General features: G+C 42.4%; 17 protein-coding genes and 1 riboswitch. Of the genes, 12 read left to right on the forward strand and 5 right to left on the reverse strand.

Annotated elements, in window-relative coordinates; translation table 11 throughout:
- Positions 1–79 precede the first annotated feature (79 nt).
- The gene (locus tag ACOOE0_RS09790; RefSeq protein ID WP_420398746.1) at positions 80–1,048 is read right to left on the reverse strand and encodes an electron transfer flavoprotein subunit alpha/FixB family protein; all 969 of its coding nucleotides are present in this window, start codon (positions 1,046–1,048) and stop codon (positions 80–82) included.
- 84 nt (positions 1,049–1,132) lie between these two features.
- Positions 1,133–1,879 (reverse strand): electron transfer flavoprotein subunit beta/FixA family protein, encoded by a 747-nt coding sequence (locus tag ACOOE0_RS09795; protein ID WP_420398747.1) that lies wholly within the window; start codon positions 1,877–1,879, stop codon positions 1,133–1,135.
- Positions 1,880–2,050: 171 nt separating this feature from the next.
- Here ACOOE0_RS09795 and ACOOE0_RS09800 point away from each other — a divergent pair, with 171 nt between their 5' ends.
- The 4 genes from ACOOE0_RS09800 (at position 2,051) to ACOOE0_RS09815 (ending at position 8,774) form a co-directional block, all read left to right on the forward strand.
- Positions 2,051–3,028 (forward strand): pyruvate dehydrogenase complex E1 component subunit beta, encoded by a 978-nt coding sequence (locus tag ACOOE0_RS09800; protein WP_420398748.1) that lies wholly within the window; start codon positions 2,051–2,053, stop codon positions 3,026–3,028.
- 155 nt (positions 3,029–3,183) lie between these two features.
- Positions 3,184–5,679 (forward strand): DUF5686 family protein, encoded by a 2,496-nt coding sequence (locus tag ACOOE0_RS09805; protein ID WP_420398749.1) that lies wholly within the window; start codon positions 3,184–3,186, stop codon positions 5,677–5,679.
- 77 nt (positions 5,680–5,756) lie between these two features.
- Complete coding sequence (locus tag ACOOE0_RS09810) at positions 5,757–6,284, forward strand: inorganic diphosphatase (RefSeq protein ID WP_420398750.1); 528 nt, start codon at positions 5,757–5,759, stop codon at positions 6,282–6,284.
- A gap of 114 nt (positions 6,285–6,398) precedes the next feature.
- Positions 6,399–8,774: a sodium-translocating pyrophosphatase gene (locus ACOOE0_RS09815; RefSeq protein ID WP_420398751.1), complete on the forward strand. Its 2,376-nt coding sequence runs from the start codon at positions 6,399–6,401 to the stop codon at positions 8,772–8,774.
- Positions 8,775–8,846: 72 nt separating this feature from the next.
- Here the strand turns inward: ACOOE0_RS09815 and ACOOE0_RS09820 are convergent, their stop codons facing one another.
- The 3 genes from ACOOE0_RS09820 to ACOOE0_RS09830 form a co-directional block, all read right to left on the reverse strand.
- Entirely contained in the window at positions 8,847–9,551 is a 705-nt protein-coding gene (locus ACOOE0_RS09820) for an energy transducer TonB (protein WP_420398752.1), read from the reverse strand.
- Between the two features lie 128 nt (positions 9,552–9,679).
- On the reverse strand, positions 9,680–11,068 hold the full coding sequence (locus ACOOE0_RS09825) for a TlpA family protein disulfide reductase (protein WP_420398753.1): 1,389 nt from the start codon (positions 11,066–11,068) through the stop codon (positions 9,680–9,682).
- A 72-nt stretch (positions 11,069–11,140) separates the two neighbouring features.
- Positions 11,141–11,755: a deoxynucleoside kinase gene (locus ACOOE0_RS09830; RefSeq protein WP_420398754.1), complete on the reverse strand. Its 615-nt coding sequence runs from the start codon at positions 11,753–11,755 to the stop codon at positions 11,141–11,143.
- A gap of 327 nt (positions 11,756–12,082) precedes the next feature.
- Between ACOOE0_RS09830 and metK the strand changes: the two genes are divergently transcribed.
- The 8 genes from metK to ACOOE0_RS09870 all read left to right on the forward strand — a co-directional run bounded on the left by metK (position 12,083) and on the right by ACOOE0_RS09870 (position 23,376).
- Entirely contained in the window at positions 12,083–13,336 is a 1,254-nt protein-coding gene (metK, locus tag ACOOE0_RS09835; protein ID WP_420398755.1) for a methionine adenosyltransferase, read from the forward strand.
- Positions 13,337–13,441: 105 nt separating this feature from the next.
- Positions 13,442–15,376 carry a CocE/NonD family hydrolase gene (locus ACOOE0_RS09840; protein WP_420398756.1) on the forward strand — a complete coding sequence of 645 codons (1,935 nt, stop codon included), beginning with the start codon at positions 13,442–13,444 and terminating at the stop codon, positions 15,374–15,376.
- A gap of 315 nt (positions 15,377–15,691) precedes the next feature.
- Positions 15,692–15,817: riboswitch (SAM riboswitch) on the forward strand.
- Positions 15,818–15,969: 152 nt separating this feature from the next.
- On the forward strand, positions 15,970–17,244 hold the full coding sequence (locus ACOOE0_RS09845) for an O-acetylhomoserine aminocarboxypropyltransferase/cysteine synthase family protein (RefSeq protein WP_420398757.1): 1,275 nt from the start codon (positions 15,970–15,972) through the stop codon (positions 17,242–17,244).
- Positions 17,245–17,265: 21 nt separating this feature from the next.
- The gene (thrA, locus tag ACOOE0_RS09850; RefSeq protein WP_420398758.1) at positions 17,266–20,652 is read left to right on the forward strand and encodes a bifunctional aspartate kinase/homoserine dehydrogenase I; all 3,387 of its coding nucleotides are present in this window, start codon (positions 17,266–17,268) and stop codon (positions 20,650–20,652) included.
- A complete protein-coding gene (locus tag ACOOE0_RS09855; protein WP_420398759.1) occupies positions 20,652–21,821 on the forward strand; it encodes a trans-sulfuration enzyme family protein in 1,170 nt (389 codons plus the stop codon). The genes thrA and ACOOE0_RS09855 overlap by 1 nt, the downstream gene beginning before the upstream one ends.
- 61 nt (positions 21,822–21,882) lie before the next feature.
- A complete protein-coding gene (locus ACOOE0_RS09860) occupies positions 21,883–22,293 on the forward strand; it encodes an RrF2 family transcriptional regulator (RefSeq protein ID WP_420398760.1) in 411 nt (136 codons plus the stop codon).
- A 184-nt stretch (positions 22,294–22,477) separates the two neighbouring features.
- The gene (locus tag ACOOE0_RS09865) at positions 22,478–22,741 is read left to right on the forward strand and encodes a DUF2061 domain-containing protein (RefSeq protein ID WP_420398761.1); all 264 of its coding nucleotides are present in this window, start codon (positions 22,478–22,480) and stop codon (positions 22,739–22,741) included.
- A gap of 11 nt (positions 22,742–22,752) precedes the next feature.
- Positions 22,753–23,376, forward strand: a complete 624-nt coding sequence (locus tag ACOOE0_RS09870; RefSeq protein WP_420398762.1) for a phosphoadenosine phosphosulfate reductase family protein — start codon at positions 22,753–22,755, stop codon at positions 23,374–23,376.
- The last annotated feature ends 271 nt before the right edge of the window (positions 23,377–23,647 follow it).

A 23,647-nucleotide genomic window follows, 5' to 3' on the forward strand; every position in this document is an offset into this window, starting at 1 on the left:
TAAAACGAAAAAAGGCCGTTCAAATAAGTGGCACTACCATTATCTGAACAGCCCCTTGCTAAAGGCAAATTAACAAAAATTAAGTGTTCTGGGCTTTAAATTCCTTTAATTTTTCGATGAGTTCCGGTACCACTTCAAAGGCATCTCCAACGATTCCGTAATCCGCAGCTTTAAAGAAAGGTGCTTCAGGGTCGTTGTTGATCACTACTTTGGTTTTGGAGGCGCTCACCCCTGCCAAATGCTGGATGGCTCCTGAAATGCCCACGGCAATGTACAGGTTGCTGGCCACGGGTTTTCCTGTTTGTCCTACGTGTTCGCCATGGGGTCTCCAACCCAAATCGGATACAGGTTTGGAACAAGCTGTAGCTGCACCCAATACATCGGCCAATTCCTCGATCATACCCCAATTCTCTGGCCCTTTAAGCCCTCTTCCGCCAGATACCACGATATCCGCGTCCGCAATGGTCGCTTTTCCAACCACTTTGTCCACTTCTACGGATTTTGCAGTGAAATCACCATCGCCCAGCGAAGGAGTAAAATCTTCCACTGTAGCGGAAACGTTGTTTTCATGTACGCCGTAAGCGTTGTTGGATACCCCAATTAGCTTGGTGTCCGAATTGATTTCTGTATGAGCGAAACCTTTATTACTGAATGCTGTTCTTTTTACCACAAAAGGAGAAGTGCTTTCTGGAGCGGCTACCACATTGGGTACATATCCCGCATTTAGTTTTGCGGAAAGAATGGGCGCCAAAAATTTGGCATCGGCGCTGGAACTTACAATAATGACTTTTGCGCCTTCTGCTTCGGCCGCTTGGGCCAACACATGGGCGTAGGCCTTGGCGTTGAAGGTATCCAAATCCCCATTACTGACCTTTAACACCTTGGAAACACCATAATTCCCCAAAGAGGCCTCATCTTTAGCGTTAATGGCCACCGCAGTAACGGATTCACCCATATCTTGGGCCACTTTGTAAGCGTAGGACGCAACCTCCAAAGCGTTCTTTTTAAATGCTCCCTTATCGGATTCTGTATATACTAATATTGACATGTTCTTAATTCGATTTTAATATTCCTATTTCAAAACTGATGCTGGATGCTCGATGTTTGGAATTTGGAATTTGTTTTTTGTGATTTAGATTACCTTGGCTTCGGTGTGTAAAAGATTGACCAATTCGCCTACATTTCCTGCATCCACCAACTTTACAGGGCCTTTGGCAGCTGGTTTTTCAAATTTTTGGTCTTGGGTAGGCTGTGGCGCATCTACGGGTTCCACCACATTCAATGCCTTTTTCCGGGCCATCATGATTCCGCGCATATTGGGAATTCGGAGATCACTTTCGGCTACCAACCCTTTTTGACCACCAATAACAAGTGGCAAGGAGGTACTAATGGTTTCCTTTCCGCCGTCTATTTCCCTGATGGCTGTGGCTGAAGTGCCATCCACTTCCAATCCTATACAAGTGTTTACAAAGTTCATATCCAACAGGGTGGCCAAGATACCTGGAACCATGCCTCCGTTGTAGTCGATGGATTCACGTCCGGCTATGATTAGGTCATACCCTCCATTTTTGATTACTTCGGCCAACTGACGGGCCACAAAGAAACCGTCTGTAGGTTCCGCATTGATTCTGATGGCCTCATCGGCCCCAATGGCCAAAGCTTTTCTAATGGTAGGCTCGGTTTGTGCGCCTCCTACAGTGGCAACATGTACCGCAGCTCCTTGTTTTTCTTTGAACCACATGGCGCGGGTCAATCCAAACTCATCATTGGGATTAATAACAAATTGAACCCCGTTTGTATCAAACTTGGTATCCCCATCCGTAAAATTGATTTTGGAAGTGGTATCCGGTACGTTGCTAATGCAAACTAAAATCTTCATATCTTGTATATGTTTATCGCTTCAAAGATAGCTATAAAAATGATAAATTTATTATGCATGCATAATAAATTTTGTACTTTTTTTTGTTTTTCCTACTTCCGTTGTTCGTATAGATTTTGCTATTTTTGCTTGCATTTTTAAGCACACAACTAATCTTAGTAGTACTACTTAATGAAAACATTACAATTTAGGCAAGCCATAGCCGAGGCCATGACCGAAGAGATGCGTAGGGATGATACCATTTATTTGATGGGTGAAGAGGTTGCAGAATACAACGGAGCCTACAAAGCTTCCAAGGGAATGTTGGATGAATTTGGCCCGGAGCGCGTGCTGGATACCCCCATTTCTGAATTGGGATTTGCAGGTATAGGTGTAGGTTCTGCCATGATCGGGAATCGTCCTATCATAGAATTCATGACTTTCAATTTCTCCTTGGTGGGAATAGATCAAATCATAAACAATGCGGCCAAGATCAGACAGATGTCTGCCGGTCAATTTCCATGTCCTATCGTTTTTAGAGGGCCTACTGCTTCCGCAGGTCAGTTGGCGGCCACGCATTCACAAGCTTTTGAAAGCTGGTATGCCAATTGCCCGGGATTGAAAGTGGTGGTGCCATCCAACCCAGCTGATGCCAAAGGTTTGTTGAAATCCGCTATCCGCGATGATGACCCCGTTATTTTTATGGAGTCAGAGCAAATGTATGGCGATAAGGGTGAAGTGCCGGAGGGGGAGTATACCATTCCTTTGGGTGTTGCTGATATCAAAAGGGAAGGAACCGATGTAACCATTGTTTCCTTCGGAAAGATCATCAAGGAGGCTTATAAGGCAGCGGATGAACTGGAGAAGGAAGGCATAAGTTGTGAGATTATCGACTTGCGTACAGTAAGACCAATGGATCACGACGCCATTCTAAATTCGGTAATGAAGACCAACCGCTTGGTAATTTTGGAAGAAGCCTGGCCTTTTGGCAACGTGGCCACTGAAATTACGTATCATGTTCAGGATAAAGCTTTTGATTACCTGGATGCCCCAATTGTAAAAATTAACACAGCTGATACCCCGGCACCGTACTCTCCCGTATTGTTGGCCGAATGGTTGCCCAATCATAACGACGTGATCAAGGCTGTTAAGAAAGTGTTATATAAATAAGTTACATATATTTGTACGGTATATTAGCCTCGTCAACAAAAAGTTGATGAGGCTTTTTTTAAGGAATAGTTTTTGATAGAAAATTACTTTTAAACAAAAATGACCAAGCACTTTTGAAAAACCATCTCGGTTTCGCGGTGCGTATGTATCAGAACATGAGAAGATTCCTTGTCCCTATTTTTCTGTTATCCTTTTGTTCCCTTTTCTCGCAAACCAAAGTCAGTGGTATTGTGGTAGATGCTGATGGCTCTCCCATAGCCTTTGCCAATATTGTGTTTCCCAATTCTACAGAGGGTACCATTACCAACGACAATGGTCGTTTTTATCTGGAATCGGATAACACTTATTCGTCAGTGGAAGTATCTTTCATTGGCTATGAATCCATGGTGATTGAGCTCACTCAAAGGGTCAACTACAACATGGAGGTGGTATTGGAGGAATCCACGGAGCAGTTGAAGGAAGTCATTGTATATACAGGTAAGCAATCCAAAAAAAATAATCCCGCCATTGATATCCTCAAGAAAATATGGGCCAAGAAACGGGAAAATGGAGTGCGCAAGTTCAAGCAATACCAATACGATAAGTATGAAAAAGTAGAGTTTGACCTAAACACGATTGATAGCGCCCTGATTAAAAGTAAGCTCTTTAAAGGATTGGAGTTTATGTTCGAAAACCTGGATACCTCTAGGGTTACAGGAAAGACCTATCTCCCCATGTTTTTGAACGAAACCTTTTCCAAAGTTTATGGTGATAACCTTTTGGGTGAAGAAAAAGAGGATGTATTGGGGAATAAAAGTTCAGGTTTTGATGGGCATCAATCCATTACTGCTTTTGTGGAAGACCTGTACTCCGATTATGATGTATACGAGAACTATCTGAAGTTTTTCGATAAGAGTTTTACTAGCCCGCTCTCAAAAACTGGAGTGGATACCTATAATTATGTACTCTCGGATAGTACCTATATAGATGATAAGTGGTGTTATAACATTATCTATTACCCAAGACGAAAGAACGAGTTGACCTTTAAAGGGGATTTTTGGGTTGCGGATACTACCTATGCCATCAAAAAAATAAACCTTCAGGTTACCAAGAGTGCCAACATCAACTGGGTCAAGGAAATTTATATTGAACAGGAGTTTGATGTGGTCAACGATTCTGTCTTTTTGTTGAAACGGGATTATATGTTGAGCGATTTCAGTTTTTCCAAAAAGGAGAAATCCCGGGGAATTTATGGAAAGCGGACATCCGTCTATGATAACTACCAGTTTGATACCAGTAGACCTGAGGACTTTTATAAAGCTGTTTCAGACCCGTATGATCCTCGGGTTTTTGCAAGGGATAGCACGTTTTGGAGCAATGCCCGTTTGGAGACGTTGAATGAGGATGAATCAGGGATTTTCAAACTTCTGGATACCTTAAAAACAGTGCCCAAGTTCCGCACCTATTATGACATTGTCAGTATTCTCGGCTCTGGCTATGTGGAGATTGACAAATGGAATATTGACATCGGCGACATATACAGCACCTTCGGGTTCAACGACGCCGAGGGAACCCGATTAAGGGCTGGTGCAAGGACTTATTTTGGTCAAAATGATACCTGGCGGTTGGAAGGGTATATGGCCTATGGCTTTACGGATAAGAAGTTCAAACATGGACTTTCTGCCAAGTTCTTGTTGGATAGGAAATCACGATTGATTTTGTCCGGGGGTCATCGTAGGGATATTGAACAGTTGGGATTGAGTCTAACCAGTACCAATGATGTTTTGGGCAGAAGCATAGCTTCGTCCTCCCTTGTAACAGTCGGGAACAACAACCGATTGACCAATATTGACCTCTCCACGGTCAATGTGGAACTGGAGCCTGTGAAGAACTTTAGGGTTCGGTTTGGGAGTTCCATGCGTACCCTAAGCTCGGCCTTGCCAGATGATTTCAACTTGGATTATATAGACCCTGAAGTGCCTGGTGGAGTTTCATCAGAGGTCAAACAATTTGACATCAATACCACCTTAATTTATACCCCTGGAAGGAGGATCATTGGATATGGGGTGGAGCCTGTTTCGGTGAACGATGATTACAGTACCATTCTTCTCAACTATACCAAAGGGATCAGTGGGTTTTTGGAAAGTGATTTCGACTACGAACGGATCCAATTCTCCTACCGCCAACCCTGGCAAATAGGAGGTTTTGGTAGATTGACCAGTAGTGTGGAACTAGGGAAGACATTTGGAGAGGTGCCTTTGAGTTTGCTGAGCGTAGTACCTGGAAACCAGACCTTGTTTTCTTTGTACAATACCTTTCCCAACCTTGATTTTTATGAATTCGTGACGGATACCTATGCCACCCTTCATTTGGAGCACAACTTCAATGGGCGTTTGTTCTCAAGAATTCCGGTACTTAGAAATTGGAATCTCCGCGAAATTGTGGGGCTTCGGGGAGCTTGGGGACAACTTTCAGACGAAAACCGGGCCTTGAGTGCACCAGCCAATATTCCTTTAATGGCACCTGAAGATCAGATTTATTGGGAATACTCCTTTGGGATTGGAAACATCTTTAAAATCTTCAGGATTGACTTCAATTTCCGTGGCAATTATCTCGATAATCCCGATGCACGGCGTTTTGGGGTGACAGGAACCTTCGGATTTAACTTTTAATCAACATAATGTGTGCAATTTGTTGACGCAAATCCTTGGTTTGTGGCTATTTTTGCAAAAAATTAAATAGCACGCTCATGGCGAAAAAAGCAGAAGTTACTTTCGATGTACTGATAGAAATCCCAAAAGGAAGTCGTAACAAATACGAATACGATTTTGCCCTACATAAAATCCGATTTGATAGAACCCTTTTCTCTTCCATGATGTATCCTGGTGATTATGGATTTGTTCCTGAAACCCTGGCTTTGGATAAAGACCCCCTGGATGTTCTGGTATTGGGAACCGAACCAACCTACCCCATGGTGGTAATGGAGGTGAAGCCCATTGGGGTTTTCCACATGACCGATGAAAAAGGTCCTGACGAGAAAATTATCTGTGTTCCCGTAAATGATCCCGTTTGGAGCAAAAAAGACGACATTACCGATATCAATCCACACAGACAAAAGGAAATAGAGCACTTTTTTAAGGTCTATAAGGACTTGGAAGAAAAGAAAGTAGATACAGGGGGATGGGGTGATGTCAATGAAGCCATTGAGATCTATCGAAAGTGTGTGGATCGCTATAACGAGAGCGAGCATAAAAAGAAACGCACCTTTACCATTTAGACAATTTTTGCCCACGATTAATGCGCTTTTGAACCACAGGAGCGCATTTTTTTTATTAGTCTGTATTTTACTACTTTTGCTGCCACTTAAAAACTCATAAATAACTACATAATTATGGAACTAATCGTAAAATTTCTGCCCGCATTCGGTGTTTTGGGCTTGTTGTACGTATTGATTAAAAACGTATGGGTCTCAAAACAAGAAGTAGGAGATGATAAAATGGCGAGAATCGCCAAAAATATTGCCGATGGGGCAATGTCATTTTTGAAGGCAGAATACAAAATACTCAGCATATTCGTAATAGCCGTGGCTATCCTTCTTTACTTTAAAGGAAGTAGCGAAGAAGGTTCTAACGGAATGGTAGCTGTATCTTTCATTGTAGGTGCTGTTTGTTCAGCTTTGGCTGGTTTTATCGGGATGAAGGTTGCTACCAAAGCCAATGTTAGAACAACGAATGCGGCCAGAAACTCTTTGGGTAAAGCCTTGGAAGTGGCCTTTGCCGGTGGAGCCGTAATGGGTCTTGGTGTTGTTGGCTTGGGGGTACTTGGATTAAGTGGCCTTTTTATGGTATATAGCGGACAGGGATGGGCGCTTAGTGAAGTGTTAAATGTACTTTCCGGTTTCTCCTTGGGTGCTTCTTCCATTGCACTTTTTGCCCGTGTGGGTGGTGGTATTTACACCAAAGCTGCGGATGTTGGTGCTGACCTTGTAGGAAAGGTAGAGGCTGGAATTCCTGAAGATCACCCATTGAACCCTGCAACCATTGCGGATAACGTTGGTGACAACGTAGGAGATGTTGCCGGTATGGGTGCTGACCTTTTTGAATCTTATGTAGGTTCCATAATCGGTACCATGGTTTTGGGAGCTATCATTGTTACTCCGGGTTTTGATGGACTTGGTGCCGTTTATTTACCGTTGGCCTTGGCCGCGGTTGGTATTGTGATGTCTATCATTGGTACTTTCTTTGTTCGAGTTAAGGACGGAGGTAACCCACAGACCGCTTTGAACATTGGTGAATTTGGTTCTGCTGCCCTGATGTTGGTAGCTTCATACTTTTTGATCAATGCCTTTATTCCGGAATCCATAGAAGGACTTCCATTTGGAGCCATGGGTGTTTTCTGGGCCACAATTTCTGGTTTGGTTGCCGGTTTGTTGGTAGGTAAGGTTACCGAATATTATACCGGTACAGGTACTAAACCTGTGAATTCCATTGTACGTCAATCCGAAACAGGTTCTGCTACCAACATTATTGCAGGATTGGGTGTTGGAATGATGTCTACTATGATCCCTATTATCTTGATTGCAGCAGCTATCATTGTATCCCACCACTTTGCTGGACTTTATGGAATTGCTATTGCTGCAGTAGGGATGCTGGCCAATACGGGTATCCAATTGGCGGTTGATGCTTACGGACCTATTTCCGATAATGCCGGTGGTATTGCAGAGATGGCAGAATTGCCAAGTGAAGTGCGTGAAAGAACAGATAAGTTGGATGCTGTAGGAAACACTACCGCTGCTATTGGTAAAGGATTTGCCATTGCTTCTGCTGCCTTAACGGCATTGGCACTTTTTGCGGCCTTTATGCAAACTGCGGGTATCCAATCCATCGATGTTTCCCAACCAAAGATTATGGCTGGTTTATTGATCGGGGGAATGCTTCCATTCGTTTTCTCTGCCCTGTCCATGAATGCGGTAGGTAGAGCTGCTATGGCTATGATTGAGGAAGTTAGACGTCAGTTTAGGGATATCCCTCAATTGAAAGCTGCTTTGGAAGTAATGGTGAAATACGATTCTGATATTTCCAAAGCTTCCGAAGAAGATAGAAAGATATTTGATGCTGCAGATGGTGTAGCGGAATACGACAAGTGTGTTGAAATTTCCACCACAGCCTCCATTAAGGAGATGGTATTGCCAGGTCTTTTGGCCATTGCTGTACCTGTTGCTGTAGGATTCTTGGGTGGTGCCAATATGTTGGGTGGCTTGTTAGCTGGTGTGACCACTGCAGGTGTGTTGATGGCTATTTTCCAGTCCAATGCAGGTGGTGCTTGGGATAACGCCAAGAAAACTATTGAGAGTGAAGGACGCAAAGGTTCCGATGCCCATAAAGCTGCAGTTGTTGGTGATACGGTTGGAGATCCATTCAAGGATACTTCAGGACCTTCCTTGAACATCTTGTTGAAGTTGATGTCCGTTGTGGCCTTGGTTATTGCTCCTAGCTTGGTTAGCTTGTCTTCTGATGAGGTGAGCATGCTTAAGGAGGATGGAACAACTATTTCCATTACCGAGGATGGAATCCAAGAAACCATTCCTGTAGAAAAGCAGATCAAAGTGGAAATGAGCAACACTGCTGAGGGAGAATTTAAGGCTGTGGTTACTTCCACTTATGAAGTTGCCGGAGAGCAAAAAGAAGAAGTAGAGGAGTTCGTTGCAGCTACCAAGGAAGAAGTTCAAAAATTAGTAGACGACTACAAAACGGCAAGCAAAGGATAAACTTATGGTTGCATAACATATAAAAACCACGCCAAAGGCGTGGTTTTTTGTTCCCGAAAATTTGAGATTGGGCTAATTCAATCTAAATGTTATGGGAATGGAAAAAGGAACTTTAACTGGCGTTCCCCTTTGCTTTCCAGGGGTCATTTGAGGAAGTTTGGATATAATCCTTGAGGCTTCAGTTTTTAATACCTCATGCGGTCCACGCATTCTTACATCGCCAATGCTTCCATCCTTTTGAATGGTAAAAACTACATTCACCCGACCCTGCAGTCTCATTTCTTGGGCAATATCAGGATAGCGGAAATTCCGTTTAACGTGTTTTATCATCATTTCTTGAAAACAAGCCTTTTGGTCCTCAGCATTTTCACAACCTGGAAAAATAGGAGCGTCCTCAACAATAATAAATGACACGGATTCGGGTTCTTCCTCTTCAACCACAGATACATCATCAATGGCTATAACTGCCGTGTCCTGATCTGGCTCATTGGCTTCAATAGGGGTCTCTGGAATATCCAAATCGTCTGGCGCAATTTCTATAATTGCCGGTACTTGAATTTTGGGTTTTGGAAGTTCAGGTTCTTGAATAGTAACAGGGGGTAATTCATCCAATTCTGATAGCACATCGGCTTTGGCAATATCAACGTAAGGTGATTTCTGATAGGATTTCCATTCCAAAGCAACATATGTCAGCAGGAGAACAGCGGCCAATCCAATGCTAAAATAGAGCAGACTATTTCGTTTCAATTCCAATTCTTGATTCTTTTTGGGTTCCATAATTTTCAATTTTTTTCCTTTTATAGGTAAAAGGGAGTTATTAACTAGAACCAAGCTAGCTTGAAAATCAACCTTAAAAAACCAAGAATGAGGGAATGCACCCTTTTGTTGAGGGAGCGGGACCTTATTTATAGATCTAGTGCTTCGAGAGTAGTATCCAGCTTATCTACCGAGGGGCTTGGGGCCATGGCATTTACAATTTTGCCCTCTGGGTCAATTAAAATATATCGAGGAATGCCCTTGATTTGGTAATCTTTAATAAATTCCGAATCCCAAGCCTTGTCCGCAATCAATTGAACCCCTGTCAACTCTTTGTCAACCACCATTTTTTTCCAATCGTCATAGCTACGGTCGGTATCAACGGAAATACTTAGAAATTCTATGTTTTTACCTCGGTATTTCTTTTCCACTTCCTTTAAGTCCGGAATCTCCTTGATGCAGGGAGCGCACCAGGATGCCCATACATCAATATACACGTACTTGCCTTGAAAATCTTCCAATGATGAATGCCCGCCAGCATGGTTTTCATAAGCTTCAAAAGTTGGGGAATTAGCACCGGGTTTTATTTTTTTGATTCGGTTGTACGCATCAGTGATTTCCTGTTTGTGGGTCTCATTGGTGGAAAGGGACATAAACTTTTCATAGTAAGAATCCACATTTTGGATATAGGGCATGCTGCCCCAAACGGTTCTATAAAGAACTGAATTTTTGATATTTTCCACCGGAATTTCCCCTACCACTTGAAAAAAGACTTCATTGGGATCCGCCAAACTGTCTTTTTGCGCACGTTGTTTTATTTGTTCCTTGTAATGCAGATGTACCAGGGAATTGTAAAATACTGAATAATCAAAATCCTCCTCGTTCAAAAAAGACATGCCGGATCTTTCGTCCTGAAAGTTCTCTGAAACCGTGAAATTTGGATTAGCCGTAACATCGGCATGAGCAAAATCCTTATACTGCGCAAGTTGAATTATACTATAATGGTCAATGGCCCTTTGCTCTTTTTCCCGAACATATTCTGGAATGTTAACTGTTGAATCGAGCAAACCATTGATAGCTAAGTTCAATTCTTCAACTTTTTTGATGAAAGCAGGTTCTTCAAGGCCATAAAAAGTTTCAAAATCCATTCCTTCTATTTCCCGGTTTTTATCCTGTTTTTGGAGATAATAACGGTTCAGGTCCGCCCCATCCCCCTCAAATTGAATTGTATTGGCAAAATCCCTAAGGTTGTAATCAAGATGGACAGTATATCCTTTTTCAAGATAAAGTACAATGTGGTTGATACCGTCAGTCAATCTATGTGGCATGTCGGCAGTTAAAAAAAGGGTGTCCAAAAATTGACCTTCCTTGCTCACGGGAATTTCCATATTGAAGTCGCCATTAATTGAAATCAATCTAACCGTCTCAATATCGGAGTTGGATAATTTTCCTGAAACGATAGTGTATTCCTTTTTAACCTCCTTTTGGGTGCAAGAGGCCACAAAAAAGGCAAGCAGAATGGGAATAATGCTTCTCATGGTTTTGCTTTTATGTTCCGGCAATACCGGAAGTGGATTGGTATAATTTAGAAATGTTCGCAGGGTGAATCATCAGAACAACCCGTGCAGTTCTGCATCAATACGGTTAATGACCTTGCCCAAATCCTCAGGGTCATCAACAAAGTTGATGTTGTCCACATCAAAAACAAGCAATTTGCCTTTTTCGTAAGTGTTCACCCAGGCTTCGTACCGTTCGTTCAATCGACTTAGATAGTCAATGGAAATACTGTTTTCATAATCCCGACCGCGTTTATGGATTTGGTTCACCAAATTGGGAATGGAGCTTCTTAGATAAATAAGAAGGTCTGGGGGCTGCACCAAACTTTCCATAAGCTCGAACAGGCTGGAATAATTCTCAAAATCCCTGTTTGTCATCAGTCCCATGGCATGCAGGTTGGGCGCAAAAATATGGGCATCCTCATATATGGTCCGATCCTGTATCACGTTCTTTCCGCTTTCCCTGATCTTGAGAATCTGTCTGTAACGACTGTTCAGAAAGTAAATTTGAAGATTAAAACTCCACCGTTCCATCTGGGTGTAAAAATCGTCCAGATAGGGGTTGTCCACCACGTCCTCAAAATGGGCCTCCCATTTGTAATGTTTTGCTAGTAAATTGGTTAGTGTAGTCTTTCCAGCGCCAATGTTTCCGGCTACAGCAATGTGCATGGGGTAGTAGTGTTTTTTAGATTGGTGTTTGTACTATGGGGAAACCCTTAGCGCAATATACAAAGTATATCCAGTTGAAGAAAAAAAACAGATATAAATGGGGCTAAAAGATGATTTCAACAAAGTTTTAAAAATTACTTCCAAAGATGTATTTTAGCGCTTCAAAATGAGGATAGATTTGACTGATTGCAACCTCATAAACTGATTCAAATTCAGCAGCAAAAAATGCTAAAGCAGTTTACCCGGACAGGCTTTCGGGCTTCTCACAAGAGATTTGTAAACTCCTTTGTACTTTTCCGTCAAATCCTATCCAACTAAAAATGGACTATGGCATATTTGTTTACTTCAGAATCGGTAAGTGAAGGACACCCAGATAAAATTGCGGATCAAATCAGTGATGCCCTATTGGATAATTTTCTGGCCTTTGACCCCGAAAGCAAAGTGGCATGCGAAACTTTGGTCACTACCGGTCAAGTGGTGTTGGCAGGAGAGGTAAAGAGCAACACCTATTTGGATGTACAAAACATTGCCCGAGAGGTCATCAACAAAATTGGATATACCAAAGGGGAATATCAATTCAGTGGGGATTCCTGCGGCGTGATTTCTTTGATTCATGAACAGTCCCAAGATATCAATCAAGGTGTTGATAGAGGTAGCAAGGAAGAGCAAGGAGCGGGAGATCAGGGAATGATGTTTGGCTATGCCACCAAGGAAACCGAAAACTATATGCCCTTGGCCCTGGATATTTCCCATAAAATCCTTCAGGTTTTGGCAGAGTTAAGACGAGAGGGATCCCAAATTGGGTATTTGCGCCCAGATGCCAAGGCTCAGGTAACTATAGAATATTCGGATGAGAACGTTCCGCAACGGATTGATACCATTGTGGTCTCTACCCAGCATGATGAGTTTGACTCAGATCAAAAGATGTTGGACAAGATTAAAGAGGACATCATAGCTATTTTGATTCCCAAGGTGAAGGAGTTATTGCCGAGTAATATCCAAGCCTTGTTCAACGATGATATCAAATACCATATCAACCCAACAGGAAAATTTGTGATTGGAGGCCCACATGGGGATGCGGGACTAACTGGACGAAAAATTATTGTAGATACCTATGGGGGCAAGGGAGCCCATGGTGGTGGAGCCTTTAGCGGTAAGGATCCAAGCAAGGTTGATCGCAGTGCCGCCTACGCGGCCAGACATGCTGCGAAAAATTTGGTGGCTGCAGGAGTGGCCGATGAGATTTTGGTACAGGTGAGCTATGCCATTGGTGTGGTGGAGCCTACCTCCATTTTTGTGGATACCTACGGCACTTCCAACGTTGATTTTTCAGATGGGGAAATAGCGGAAAAGACAGCAGAATTGTTCGATATGCGACCTTCGGCCATTGAAGACCGACTTAAATTGCGAAACCCCATTTATTTGGAAACAGCAGCCTATGGCCATATGGGCAAACAACCCCAGACTTTGACCAAGGTGTTTGAGTCGCCATACAATGGTCGTGTAGAAAAAGAAGTGGAACTTTTTACTTGGGAGAAATTGAACATGCTGGATGATGTAAAAAGAGAATTTGGAATTTAAAATCCCCCGTGTTCATCATAGACAGGAAAAGGGAACCTTTTGGTTCCCTTTTTTATTGGCATACTCCTTTGAACTTTAGTAGCTTTAGCAACTAAAATTTTCCACATGAGATTTCCCATCCGAACTTTGGTAGCAATTATTGGTCTATTCTTAACCATTTCAAGCTGTAAAAAAGCAGCCAAAACTGAAACAGCGGCGGAGGTCAATTTTGTTCAAGAGAATTATACCAAGCAAGAGGTGGATATTGAAATGCGGGATGGGGTAAAATTGCACACCACAATCTATACACCAAAGGACAGATCAAAAGAATATCCCATTTTGATGCAACGCACGCCCTATAGTTCCAGACCGTATGGAGCAGGGAACTATCGGTCTCAAATTGGCCCCAACGAACATTTGATGAAAGAGGGTAACATCATAGTCTACCAAGATGTCCGCGGGAGATGGTTGAGCGAAGGGCATTATGAAAATATGCGGGCCTATATACCCAACAAGACTTCCAATGAACAAGTGGACGAAAGTTCGGATACCTATGACACCATTGAATGGCTGGTGAACAATCTGGAACATAACAATGGAAAAGTTGGTGTTTGGGGGATTTCCTACCCAGGATTTTACGCAACTTATGCCACGGTAGATGCCCATCCAGCATTAAAGGCGGCCTCACCACAAGCCTGTATTGGGGATTTCTTTTTTGACGATTTTCACCATAACGGGGCCTATTTATTGAGCTATTTCAGGGCAACTTCTCTTTTTGGTACGCCAAGACCCAATAATGATCAACCCATTGACACCGCTTGGTATGTTTTACCAGATATTCAGACGGAAGACCAGTACCAGTTCTTTTTGGACAATGGCCCCCTTAAAAACCTAAATTCCTTTTTTGAGTATGAAACGGTGGATACCCCAACCTTAAGACCCGATGGAGTGACAGATGATTACTTCTGGAATGAGCTGAAGGAACATCCCAACTATGACGAACTCTGGCAAAGTAGGGGTATTATCCAACATTTGAAAAATGTAAAATCCCATGTGGCCACCATGATTGTGGGTGGATGGTTTGATGCAGAAGACCTTTATGGGCCATTGGAAACCTATAAAAACATTGAAAAACATAATACTGGAAACTACAATACCATGGTATTTGGACCATGGGACCATGGGGGATGGGCTAGAAAAAAAGCCAGAAATGCAGTTGGGAACTACTATTTCGGCGATTCCATTTCCCTGTTTTATCAGAAGAATATTGAAACCAAGTTTTTCAATCATTTCTTAAAAGGAGAGGGTGACCAAAATAGCGGCCTTCCTGAAGCCTATGTGTTCGATTCTGGGAAAAAAGAGTGGAGTACTTTGGATGCCTGGCCTCCAAAACAAGCTGAAAAACAGACATTTTTTCTTTCGGAAGACCAAGAATTGACCCAAGTGGCTGAAAGTACCGTCCCGCTTAAATTTATTAGTGATGTCAAGAAGCCGGTTCCCTATTCCGAAGACATCAAATCGGTTTTTACGCCTAGAAAATATATGACAGATGACCAACGCTTTGCCGCAAGGAGGTCAGATGTGCTAGTGTTTGAAACCGAAGTTTTGGAAGAAGACCTCACCTTAGCTGGGGATATCATGGCCAAATTGAAAGTGGCCACAACAGGAACCGCTGCGGATTGGATAGTCAAGATCATTGATGTGCATCCCACCAATGTGGAGACCAATGAAGAAATGCAGGACCATTTAAAATTGACCAACTACCATTTAATGGTAAGGAGTGAGGTTTTACGGGGCAGGTTCAGAAACAGTTTCTCCAAGCCAGAGCCCTTTGTGCCCAATCAAAAAACGGAGGTGAACATCAAATTGCAGGATGTATTCCATACCATCAAAAAAGGACATAAGCTTCAAGTTCAGGTACAAAGCACCTGGTTTCCGCTCATCGATTTAAATCCACAAACCTATGTGGACAATATCTTTAAGGCAGAAGAAAGCGATTTCAAAACCCAAACACATACCGTTTTCACAGACTCACAAATTGAGTTTTCTGTTTTGAGGTAACATTCTTTCTTCGAGAATAGATTTGGAAATCCTCGATGGTACACATCCGGCTTAAGCTGGATGGCGAGGTTTCAAAATCGGTTTCTGTTGGAAACAACTGAAAATTCTTGCGAAGAAAGTGTCGTTTCTTTTGTTTCGTTTTCTTTGGACAAGCAAAGAAAATGAAAGGAAATACCTGATTTTTAACTTCAATATGGTCTCATAAGCGCTTTTAGGGAATTTTAATCCGTATTGAATTCTGAAATTTTAAAAAAGATTAGGATATTAAAATAATCTACCCTTATCTTTGTCCTGTAAGTTCAAACACGTATTGAATAGTTATCAAGAAAGGTGGAGGGAATAGACCCTATGAAGCCTTAGCAACCCTTGGCCCTAGTCCAAGAAGGTGCTAAATTCTATCCTCGTCCTGGACTCGTTTCAGGACCTCAAACTGGATAAAACCATAATTGAGACAGGAATAGATAACAACAATCGAAAATCTTCGATTTCTCTTTCTTATAACTTTTTGATTTTACCCGTAGGCTGTGTATTTCCTATAGGGGTTTGGCTTTTTAAATTAATTATTTGAACGAAAATTTAAAAAACTGGAAATCATGAGTGATCAAAACTTTGCAACCAACGCCCTACATGCTGGGCACGATGTTACCACCAACGGCGGAACGAGGGCTGTGCCCATTTACCAAAGTACCGCCTATGTGTTCAACAATTCGGATCATGCGGCCAATCTATTTTCCCTAGCGGAATTCGGAAATATTTATACGCGTATAAACAACCCTACCAACGATATTTTGGAGCAACGTTTGGCGGCCTTGGAAGGTGGAATTGCGTCCGTGGTTTGCTCTTCCGGAACGGGAGCCATCAATACTGCTCTTTTGGTGTTGTTAAAGGCAGGAGATCACATTGTGGCATCCAACAGTTTGTATGGAGGAACCTATAATCTTTTTAGTGTTACCCTTCCTAGGTTGGGAATCACCACAACCTTTGTGGATCCATCCGACCCTGCCAATTTTGGAAAGGCAGTACAGGAGAACACTCGAGCCTTTTTTGTGGAGTCCTTAGGGAATCCGAAACTCGACGTATTGGATTTAAAAGCTATTTCAAAAGAAGCCAAAGCAGCGAAAGTTCCATTTATTGTGGACAATACTGTGGCATCCCCCGCACTATTAAATCCAATAGAGCACGGAGCAAATATTGTAATCCATTCCTTGACCAAATACATTAACGGAAATGGTACCGCATTGGGTGGAGCCATAATCGATGCAGGAACCTTTGATTGGGCCAACGGGAAATTCCCTGAGTTTACAGAACCTTCCCCGGGCTACCATGGATTGGTATACCATGATGCCTTGGGGCCAGCTGCGTTTATTGCGAAGGTTAGGATAGAAGGCCTTCGGGACCACGGGGCATGTTTGAGTCCGTTCAATGCATTCCAAATAATTCAAGGACTAGAAACCTTGGAAGTGCGAATGAAAAAACATAGCGAAAATGCTTTGGCGCTGGCCAAATGGTTGGAATCCAAAGAAGAAGTTACTTGGGTAAATTATCCTGGCTTGGAATCCAGCAAATACAAAAAGCTATCGGATGAGTATTTGCCAAAAGGACAGAGCAGTATTTTAACCTTCGGGGTTAAAGGTGGATTTGAATCCTCCAAAAAAATCGCCGATGAAACGAAGATTTTCTCGCTACTGGCGAATATTGGGGACACCAAATCCTTGATCATTCACCCAGCTAGTACCACGCACCAACAATTGGATGAAGCCGCACAGGAATCCACAGGGGTGACCAAGGATTTAATCCGATTGTCCGTGGGCTTGGAGAATCTTGATGATTTGAAGGCCGATTTGGAAAGCGCTTTCTCAACTTTATAATTCTCAACTGATTTTCTTGGAATGCTCCATAAAATTGACATAAAGGAATACAAGACCCTAAATGGAATTTCCCAGGACTTGCAATTGTCCTATCAGGTTTTTGGTCAGAAATTGCACACCGCTCCCATTGTTTTGGTCAATCATGCGTTAACTGGCAACTCCAATGTTACGGGTAAAAATGGTTGGTGGTCAGACATCATTGGGAAGGACAAGTGCATCGATACGGAAACCTACACCATCCTGGCTTTTAATGTTCCTGGAAACGGATATGATGGTTTTGTGATTGACAACTATAAGGATTTTGTGGCCGGTGACATTGCTAGAATCTTTTTGCAAGGTCTGAAGAAGCTTAAGGTAGAACAACTTTTTGCTATCATAGGTGGATCCTTGGGAGGAGGGGTTGCCTGGGAAATGGCAGCATTGAATCCAAAAATCACCAAGCATCTTATTCCCGTTGCTTCGGATTGGAAGTCCACGGATTGGTTGATTGCCAATTGCCAGATCCAAGAGCAATTTTTGGTCAATTCCAAGCAACCAGTGCATGATGCACGTATGCACGCGATGCTCTGTTACAGAACCCCGGAATCCTTTAAGGAAAGGTTCAAGAGAAGTACAAACGAAGAACTTCAGGTGTTCAATGTGGAAAGCTGGCTTATGCACCATGGCAAGAAGCTTCAAGAGCGTTTTCAGCTCTCAGCATACAAATTGATGAACCAGCTCCTAAAAACCATTGATATTACCAGAAATGGCGATAAAGCCTTTCAAGAATTACAGATTAGTGAAACCAGGATTCATATTATCGGGGTTAATTCGGATTTGTTTTTTACGGCTGAAGAAAACAAGGAAACCTTTAGGCATTTGGCCCAGGCCAATGCCAATGTCACCTATGGTGAAGTGCAATCGCTCCATGGCCATGATGCCTTTTTAATTGAGTTCCAACAACTGGAAAACCTGTTAAAACCAATTTTCCATGAACAAACCGTTAAGGAGCGAATTAAAATCCTAAAGTTTGGAGGTAAATCGCTGGCCAATGGGGATGGGCTTGAAAATGTACTGTCCATAATTACCAAGCGAGCCCAAGAAAATGAGCATTTTGGAGTAGTATTGTCTGCCCGTGGTAAGGCAACAGACCAACTGGAGGCTCTGCTCAAAAAGGCAGCTGGAGGAGAGGATTTTTCAACTTCGTTTAAGGAGTTTTCCACCTACCAGAAAGCGGCCTTGCCAAAAGTGGATTTAGCGGAGGAACTCCACACCATTGAAAAATTGTTGAAAGGGGTTTCCCTAACAGGTGATTATAGTCTAAAAACCAAGGATGAACTACTGGCTTATGGCGAACTGATATCGGCGAAGGTTGTTACCGCTTTGTTGCTGGAACGGGGCGTGAATGCAAAATTTGTCGATTCGCGATCCCTAATCAAAACGGACCACACCTTTAATAATGCTGAGGTGGATGAAGCTATTTCCAAAGAAAATGTAATACGATGTTTTCGGGAGTTGGAGGCTGGAGCAGTTGCCATTACTACTGGATTCATTGCGTCCACCCATGATGGGGAGACGACTACCTTGGGACGGAATGGGAGTAACTATTCCGCTGCGCTTTTGGCCAACTTTTTGGATGCCCAAGTTCTGGTAAATTATACCCATGTTGACGGAATTTTCACCGCTAACCCAGATTTGGTTGCAGAAGCCAAGCTGATTGACTCCATTTCATACGCAGAAGCCAATGAATTGGCCAATTTTGGGGCCAATATCCTGCATGCAAAGACCATAATTCCCCTAATAGAGAAGAATATTCCGCTTCGCATAAAAAACACCTTCAATGCAGAAAGTGATGGAACCTTGATTGGTCCAAAAACGGACAATGGTGGGATTAAATCCCTGTCGGTTTTGGAAGACGTGGCTCTGGTAAATTTGTCAGGGCGGGGGCTGTTGGGAAAAGTGGGTATAGACGCCAGGATTTTTAAGACACTAGGGCAAAACAATATTAATGTTGGAATTATTTCGCAGGGGTCGTCAGAAAGGGGAATAGGACTGGTGGTTGATGCCAAAAAAGCGCAAAAGGCCAAAAAAGTGTTGGACCAAGAATTTGAAACCGACTATTCGGCACAGGATGTGAACCAGATTACCGTAGTGCGCGATGTCTCGGTTATCTCGATTGTTGGAATGGACTTAAGTACCTTCCACAAACCTTTTAATGCCTTGGTTAAGAACCAAGTGGTGCCTTTGCTTTTTAACAATACTGTCACAGGTAAAAATGTGAGTTTAGTAGTCAATAAATCCGATTTGCATAAGGCCATCAATGTAGTTCACGGGCAGATTTTTGGTATAGCCAAAAAGGTAAATCTTGCCATTTTTGGACACGGTAATGTGGGAGCAACCTTGATTGACCAGATTTTGGATTCCCAAAAGAGCATAGAAAACCGAAAGGGATTGGATTTAAGGATTTTTTCCGTCTCCAATTCCAAGAAAGTTTTGTTGAACAACAGAGGTATTTCAACAAAATGGAGGGATGAATTGGATTCCAAGGGTAAGTCTTATAAGGTGCAAGACGTTATAGATTATGCCAAGGAACACCATTTGGAAAACCTGATAGCTGTGGACAATACGGCTAGCGAGGCTTTTGTTGTCAATTATGATTTGTTGATAGAGGGTGGTTTTGATTTGGTATCCTCCAACAAAATAGCCAACACCCTAGGTTTTGATTACTATAAATCTGTAAGAAGGAACTTGGAAAGGAACCAAAAGCAGTACCTCTACGAGACCAATGTTGGAGCGGGACTTCCCTTGATAGATACCATTAAATTGCTCCATCTTTCCGGGGAGAATATCACTAGAATCAAGGGTGTTTTTTCTGGCTCGTTGAGCTATATCTTCAATACATTTTCCGAAAAGAAGGCTCCATTTTCATCCATAGTGAAAGAGGCCATGGCACAGGGATTTACGGAACCTGACCCCAGGGAGGACTTATCAGGGAATGATGTGGGTAGAAAATTGTTGATTCTGGCTCGGGAGTTGGATCTTCAAAATGAATTTTCGGATATCTCGGTTGAAAATCTTATTCCAGAGGAATTACGATCATTGGATTTTGACACCTTCATTTCCCAAATTGAAAAAATGGATGATATCTATGAGGCCATTAAGGGACAACAGGAAGATGGGCATGTGCTCAGATATATTGGAGATTTGCATGGTGACCTGCAAAAGGACAAGGGGGTTTTGGACGTAAAACTGGTTTCCGTTCCCAAAGGAAGTGCATTGGGACAGGTGAGTGGTTCAGATTCAATTATAGAGATTTATACGGAGTCTTATGGTGAGAATCCTTTGGTGATTCAAGGTGCTGGGGCTGGTTCAGCGGTAACGGCCAGAGGCGTATTTGGCGATATACTTAGAATAGCAGAAAAGATATAATGGGAAAGACGAGAAGATTTGAAACGGAAGCGGTTAGAACGCAAACAGAGCGATCACAATTTTTGGAGCATTCCACACCAATGTACCTCACATCTAGCTTTGTGTTTGAGGATGCTGAGGACATGAGGGCTTCTTTTGCGGAAGAAAAGGACAGGAATATCTATTCTCGGTATTCCAATCCCACTTCCACAGAGTTCATCGACAAGGTTTGTAAAATGGAAGGGGCGGAAGCCGGTTTTGCATTTGCATCAGGGATGGCTGCGGTGTATTCCACCTTTGTTGCCTTACTTGAATGCGGAGATCATATTGTGTCCTGTAAGAGCGTCTTTGGATCCACACATACCTTGTTTACCCAGTTTTTTCCAAAGTGGGACATTTCCACCAGCTATTTTGATGTGAATGACCTGGATGCTGTGGAGGGTCTCATTACCTCCAAGACCAAGATTATTTATGCGGAAACACCTACCAATCCCGGTGTTGATGTCCTGGATTTGGAAATCCTTGGAAACATAGCCAAAAAGCATGGGTTAATCTTTATTATTGATAACTGCTTTGCCTCGCCTTACTTGCAACAACCCATAAAGTTTGGAGCAGATTTAATCATTCATTCCGGAACCAAGTTAATGGATGGTCAGGGTAGGGTACTGGCAGGTATCACCGTTGGGAGTCGTGAGCTGATGGACAAAATTTACCGTTTTGCTCGAATCACAGGCCCTGCGCTATCCCCTTTCAACGCATGGGTGCTGTCCAAAAGTCTGGAAACACTGGCACTTCGGGTAGACCGACATTGTTCCAATGCTTTGGCCTTGGCCACCTTTTTGGAAGATCATCCCAAAGTGGAATGGGTAAAGTATCCCTTTCTTAAATCTCATCCCAAATATGAAATTGCCAAAAAACAAATGAAAGCAGGGGGGTGCGTTGTGGCTTTTGAGGTAAAAGGAGGTTTGGATGCGGGCAGAAAATTCTTTGATTCGATAAAAATGCTATCCTTATCTGCCAACCTTGGAGATTCCAGAAGTATTGTTACCCATCCGGCATCCACCACGCATAGTAAACTGACTACGGAGGAGCGAAGGGCGGTTGGAATTTCAGATGGAATGGTGCGTGTTTCGGTGGGATTGGAGCATATTGACGATATTGTCCAGGATATAGAACAGGCACTTGGCTAGGAGCTGCACAGTTCACTTAAATTAGTGGGCGGGGAAAGTCTTTTTTGGCTATATTCGTGAGATGCTCTCCAAGAAGACAAAATACGGCTTAAAAGCACTTACTTATTTAGCTTCCATAGATAGAAAGGAACCCATGCAAATAGCTGAAATTGCAAAGCATGAGAACATTTCCCAAAAATTTCTGGAAAGTATACTTCTTACACTTCGCCGCAATGGATTTTTGGGCTCAAAAAAAGGAAAGGGAGGGGGGTACTATCTCATTAGGGAGCCCCATGAAATTTTAATGACCTCAGTTATTCGGGTATTGGAAGGTCCTATTGCCATGGTTCCTTGTGTGAGTCTCAATTTCTATGAAAAGTGCGATGATTGTCCCGATGAAACTAAATGTTCAGTCCACAAGTTAATGCTTCAAGTAAGGGATAGTGCATTGGAAGTGTACCGAAATACTACCTTGGCCGATTTAATTTCTTAAAGGCGAAAGTTATGCCGCTTGCATTGGATGCAAGTGGAAATTCCTTAAAATCCAGCTTCAGTTTTGTTAAAATCTATAAAAACTATGGGGTAATGGCAATTTTGTGTTGGAATTAACGATTATAATTATAAAATAATACTACTTTTGATTAACCTATTAAATCTATAGGAAATTAGAAGCACAAATGTTAGCAGATCAGTTAGTACTAAACAAAGAAGGTCAAAAAGCTTCCTTCTCTAAAGATAAAAATTCTGAAAGCCCTAAGCGCAGCATCGTTAAATCCATTAGTTGGAGGATTGTGGGAACTCTTGATACCATTATCATTTCTTGGATTATCACGGGCACCTTGACCCTTGCTTTTTCAATTGGTTTAGTAGAGTTGGTCACTAAAATGGTGTTATACTTTTTTCATGAGAGAATTTGGAACACGATTTCCTGGGGCAAATAAAATATTTGATTATGGCATTTACAGCAGAAGATATTGAAAGTTTAAACAAGCAGTTTAGGGGAATACCTCCTCATGAAATAATTTCTTGGGCCATCAATAATGGAAAAAATCCAGTGGTTACTACCAATTTTAGGCCTTATGAGGTAGCTATTTTGCATGCGGTTTCCGATGTGGATGCCGATATACCTGTTATTTGGTGTGATACGGGCTACAATACGCCCCAAACCTACAAGCATGCTGAAGAACTGATTTCACGTTTGGGATTGAACGTTAAGCATTATGTGCCATTGCAAACCTCGGCCCATAGGGATGCCGTCATGGGAATCCCACAGATTGATGACCCCATGCATGCAATTTTTACTGAACAAGTAAAACTTGAACCATTTAGAAGGGCCATGAAAGAGCATAAACCGGACATTTGGTTTACTAACCTGAGAAAGGGACAAACTGCCCATAGGGATTCGTTGGACGTGTTAAGTCTAAGTAATGACGGTGTGCTAAAAGTAAGCCCGTTTTACTACTGGAGCGATACCCAGTTGGATTTCTATTTGGCAGAATACAAACTTCCCAACGAGCATAAGTACTTTGACCCAACCAAGGTGTTGGAAAACCGCGAATGCGGATTACATACCTAGTCTCTGTTTAACAAGCTTTGCATGCACAAGCAAAAGCATTGCGTTAGGGAAAGCGCTGTTCAACCCAATTGAAATACCACCTTCGCCTATTTGCTTAAGGCCAAAAAATATGAGGTTTACATAAGGAGTGGGTAGGAAATCCTCAAAATTTAGCATCAATTTTATTAAAATCTATAAAAACGATAGGGTAAATCTAAATTTATAAAGTTTTTAACCATTTGTTACGTTTGAAGGGCTATCTTTGATATTCCTATTAAATCCATAGGATAAT

Origin of the sequence: Flagellimonas sp., assembly GCF_965215805.1 — a bacterium.
Classification (GTDB): Bacteria; Bacteroidota; Bacteroidia; order Flavobacteriales; family Flavobacteriaceae; genus Flagellimonas.

Excerpts from the sequence above, each read along its gene's own strand:
- ACOOE0_RS09865 (WP_420398761.1), top strand. The coding sequence starts at position 22,478 with ATGTTAGCAGATCAGTTAGTACTAAACAAAGAAGGTCAAAAAGCTTCC.
- metK (WP_420398755.1), top strand. The coding sequence starts at position 12,083 with ATGGCATATTTGTTTACTTCAGAATCGGTAAGTGAAGGACACCCAGAT.
- ACOOE0_RS09800 (WP_420398748.1), top strand. The coding sequence starts at position 2,051 with ATGAAAACATTACAATTTAGGCAAGCCATAGCCGAGGCCATGACCGAA.
- ACOOE0_RS09825 (WP_420398753.1), bottom strand. The coding sequence starts at position 11,068 with ATGAGAAGCATTATTCCCATTCTGCTTGCCTTTTTTGTGGCCTCTTGC.
- ACOOE0_RS09810 (WP_420398750.1), top strand. The coding sequence starts at position 5,757 with ATGGCGAAAAAAGCAGAAGTTACTTTCGATGTACTGATAGAAATCCCA.
- ACOOE0_RS09830 (WP_420398754.1), bottom strand. The coding sequence starts at position 11,755 with ATGCACATTGCTGTAGCCGGAAACATTGGCGCTGGAAAGACTACACTA.
- ACOOE0_RS09870 (WP_420398762.1), top strand. The coding sequence starts at position 22,753 with ATGGCATTTACAGCAGAAGATATTGAAAGTTTAAACAAGCAGTTTAGG.
- ACOOE0_RS09805 (WP_420398749.1), top strand. The coding sequence starts at position 3,184 with ATGAGAAGATTCCTTGTCCCTATTTTTCTGTTATCCTTTTGTTCCCTT.
- ACOOE0_RS09855 (WP_420398759.1), top strand. The coding sequence starts at position 20,652 with ATGGGAAAGACGAGAAGATTTGAAACGGAAGCGGTTAGAACGCAAACA.
- thrA (WP_420398758.1), top strand. The coding sequence starts at position 17,266 with ATGCTCCATAAAATTGACATAAAGGAATACAAGACCCTAAATGGAATT.
- ACOOE0_RS09840 (WP_420398756.1), top strand. The coding sequence starts at position 13,442 with ATGAGATTTCCCATCCGAACTTTGGTAGCAATTATTGGTCTATTCTTA.
- ACOOE0_RS09815 (WP_420398751.1), top strand. The coding sequence starts at position 6,399 with ATGGAACTAATCGTAAAATTTCTGCCCGCATTCGGTGTTTTGGGCTTG.
- ACOOE0_RS09795 (WP_420398747.1), bottom strand. The coding sequence starts at position 1,879 with ATGAAGATTTTAGTTTGCATTAGCAACGTACCGGATACCACTTCCAAA.
- ACOOE0_RS09820 (WP_420398752.1), bottom strand. The coding sequence starts at position 9,551 with ATGGAACCCAAAAAGAATCAAGAATTGGAATTGAAACGAAATAGTCTG.
- ACOOE0_RS09790 (WP_420398746.1), bottom strand. The coding sequence starts at position 1,048 with ATGTCAATATTAGTATATACAGAATCCGATAAGGGAGCATTTAAAAAG.
- ACOOE0_RS09860 (WP_420398760.1), top strand. The coding sequence starts at position 21,883 with ATGCTCTCCAAGAAGACAAAATACGGCTTAAAAGCACTTACTTATTTA.
- ACOOE0_RS09845 (WP_420398757.1), top strand. The coding sequence starts at position 15,970 with ATGAGTGATCAAAACTTTGCAACCAACGCCCTACATGCTGGGCACGAT.